Origin of the sequence: Clostridium sp. (assembly GCF_051654825.1) — a bacterium.
Lineage (GTDB): Bacteria > Bacillota > Clostridia > Clostridiales > Clostridiaceae > Clostridium.
Genome location: NZ_JBOFYU010000257.1, coordinates 1 through 3,468 on the forward strand (window position 1 = coordinate 1; position 3,468 = coordinate 3,468).

Below are 3,468 nucleotides of genomic sequence, written 5' to 3' on the forward strand. Positions count from 1 at the left end.
TCAGAGGAAATAGTAGAGGCTATACAGAAAAAAATAGGAGTATTAGGATGAAAAAGATATTATTTATATCAGATTTTGATGGTACGATATCCAAAGAAGATTTCTATAAAAAGATTATGTATAAGTATATGCCAGAAAAAGAAGAAACCTATTATAAAGATTTTAAAGCAGAAAAAATAAAGGATATAGACTTTTTGAATGAAATTTTTACGACTATGAATCTAGAAGAAGATGCAATTGAAGATGAAATTATGCAGTTAGAAATAGATGAAGGATTTGAAAAAATAGTGGAAAAGTGTAGGGAGTTGGGGATAGATTTTGTTATTTTAAGTGCAGGCTGTGAGTACTATATAAAAAAGATTATGAAAAAAATGAAACTTGAAAGTATACCTGTTTTTTCGAATATAGGAAGATATGAGGAAAAAGGAATAAGAATCAATCCGGATCAAACATCTATTTTTTATTCTGAAAGATACGGCATTGATAAAGAGAAGGTAGTAAAACATTTTAGAGAACAATATGACATGATTATTTATGCAGGAGATAGTGCACCAGATTATAAAGCGAGTTTGTGGGCGGATATAAGATTTGTAAAAGGAGAATTAATTCACCTCTATGAGAAAACTAGTAGAAGTTACATCTCTATAGAGTCATTAGAAGATGTGATAAGTTATTTAGACAACATAAAGAATTAATAACAGGGACCGTATATGTCAATAGTGACGAATACTGGTCCTTTTTATATGGAGTTATATCAAAAATGCCTAGTATAGGGTGATTGAAGGGTTGACAAAAAATATTACATGATATAAAATAAAGATGTAACAATTAGTTAATAAATAATAACATATATAACATAATTAATAAAAATACATAAATAATTAGACCGAAAGTATAAACAAAACTTAGGAGGCAGAAGGTATGAGAAAGAAGAAGCTAATAGGAATAACAATATTAGGAGCAATGGCAGTATCAATGAGCCTTCAAGCAACAACAATAGGAAGTTTAACAAATGGTATAGAGATAAAAATTTCAGAGGGTGAAATAATTACTAAAGAAAAAGGAGAGGTAGTAGAAGTTATTGATAAATTAGATAATGCTTATGCTACTTTATTAGAGAAAGATTTAGAACATACATTAAATGAAGAAATGATTAAAATAGAAGGTGCCTTAACAACTACATTGGTAGAGAGCACAAATTTAAGAAAAGAAGCAAATGAAAATGCAGAGATTATTACAACGTTAAGTGAAGATGTGATGGTTTTTGTGGAAAAGCGTGTAGATAATTGGTATTTAGTAAAAGTAGAGGGTAAATCAGGTTATATTTATAAAAGTCAAATAAATGAAGAGGCACTAGACCTTATTCCATATACTCAAACGATAGAAGAAAAGCCTGTAGTAGAAAATGAAAAAGGTGAAGAGGTTGTGGAATATGCTAAACAATTTCTAGGAAATCCGTATGTATATGGTGGAAATAGTTTAACTAGGGGGGTAGATTGCTCAGGATTTACATCGCAGATCTATAAGAATTTTGGTATTCAATTACAAAGAAGTTCTAGAGGACAATATGCCTCAAATGGTTATAAAGTTAGTAAAAGTGAAATTAAACCAGGGGATTTAGTGTTTTATGGTAATAATGGTGTAATAAATCATGTAGCAATTTACGCAGGAAATGGTCAGATTATCCATGCAAATGATGCAAAAACAGGTATAAAGATGAGTAAACTTGAGTATGGTAAGCCTATGATTGGCATAAAACGCCTAATAAAATCATAAAAACTATTAAAAACTATACAAAATGAGTTAAGAGATTGACTTAGAAATTAAACTGTTATATAATAAATTTGTAACAAATACAAAACAAATAAAACATAATTACTAAAGATAAATTATAGGATACATTGAGGGGGAGTTAGCTATGAAAAATAGAGGGATTTTGAAAGTCTTTTTAATAGCAGCAACAATAACTTTATCAAGTCTAACAGTATTAGCTACAGAGGATTCAGTTAATAATATAGAAATTGTAGAGAATATTAATGAAGTTGTAGTAGAAGAAGCTACAGAAATCATAGAAGTAGAGCAAGCCGAAGAAACAAAAAAATCAAAAGGCGAAGAAGTTATTGAATATGCAAAACAATTCATAGGAACACCATATGTATATGCTGGAAATAGTTTGACAAAGGGAGTAGATTGCTCAGGATTTACTTCACAGGTATACAAAAACTTTGATGTAAGTTTAAAAAGAAGATCTACAGACCAGTATTCAAGTAATGGCACAAAAGTAAAAAAAACAGATTTAGAGCCAGGAGATCTTGTATTTTATGGATATAGTAGTGTAACTCATGTAGGAATTTATATGGGAGATAATCAAGTTATTCATGCAAGTACAACTCATGGAGTAAAGATTGACCCATTAGACTTAAGAGGTATGCCTCCGATTATGGGTTATAAAAGAGTAATATAAAAAAATGTTATAATAGATTAAAAAGTCTCCATAATATATATGGAGACTTTTTTTGTGCTCAAAAATAGAGTTTTGGAGAGTAAGTATGAGAAAAAAATTAATAAGAATAGGGTTAATCATCATAATAATCTTACTGATATCTATTCGAGGAATAGCTTCTACAAAATCAATAGATAATAGGGCAATGAATGAGTTACTTTATCATCCTAAATATGAATTTAGGTCAGCATGGATAGCAACTGTATATAATCTAGATTGGCCAAGTAAACCAGGATTAGGTATAAAAGAGCAAAAAGAAGAATATACCGATTTATTAGATAATCTAAAGGGGGCGGGAATTAATGCGGTAGTTGTACAAGTTAGGCCATGTGGAGATGCTTTTTATAGCTCTAAATATGCTCCTTGGTCTGAATATCTGACAGGCATACAGGGAAAGTATCCTGGGTACAACCCCCTTAAATTTATGATTGAAGAAACTCATAAAAGAGGTATGGAGTTTCATGCATGGATGAATCCCTTTAGAATTACAACAAGTGGATTAGATCAAACACAGTTAGATAAGCACAATATTGCTTATTTACAACCGGATTGGTTGATTGCGTATGATAATAAATGGATGTTAAACCCTGGAATACCACAGGTGAGAGAGTACATTATAGATATGGTAGCGGAACTTATTTTGGAATATCCTATAGACGGAATTCATTTTGATGACTATTTTTATCCGTATTTAAATCCTAAAGAGGGAGAGTTTCCGGATGAAAAAACATATAGAAATTATAATATAAAGCATTTAAGTAAAGAAGAATGGAGAAGAAATAATATTAATGAATTAGTTAAGGGGATCAGTGAAATTATTAAGTTAAATAACCCCAAAATAAAGTTTGGAATAAGTCCATTTGGGATATGGTGTAATAAAAGTAGTAATAGATATGGAAGTGATACAAAAGCAGGAGTAAGTAGTTATGAAACATTATATGCAGATACTAGACAGTGGGTAAAAG

The 3,468-nt window shown here is 30.1% G+C and carries 4 protein-coding genes; all 4 read left to right on the forward strand.

Going from position 1 to position 3,468, the window contains the following annotated elements; translation table 11 throughout:
- A partial coding sequence (locus ACRDBA_RS15665) for an MtnX-like HAD-IB family phosphatase (protein WP_438573861.1) occupies positions 1–695 on the forward strand: 695 nt, incomplete at its 5' end.
- A 226-nt stretch (positions 696–921) separates the two neighbouring features.
- Positions 922–1,776, forward strand: a complete 855-nt coding sequence (locus ACRDBA_RS15670; RefSeq protein WP_438573862.1) for an NlpC/P60 family protein — start codon at positions 922–924, stop codon at positions 1,774–1,776.
- A gap of 142 nt (positions 1,777–1,918) precedes the next feature.
- Positions 1,919–2,464, forward strand: coding sequence for a C40 family peptidase (locus ACRDBA_RS15675; protein ID WP_438573863.1), 546 nt, complete (start codon positions 1,919–1,921; stop codon positions 2,462–2,464).
- 85 nt (positions 2,465–2,549) lie between these two features.
- Positions 2,550–3,468, forward strand: a 919-nt coding sequence (locus ACRDBA_RS15680; RefSeq protein ID WP_438573864.1) for a glycoside hydrolase family 10 protein, incomplete at its 3' end; no start/stop codon positions are given.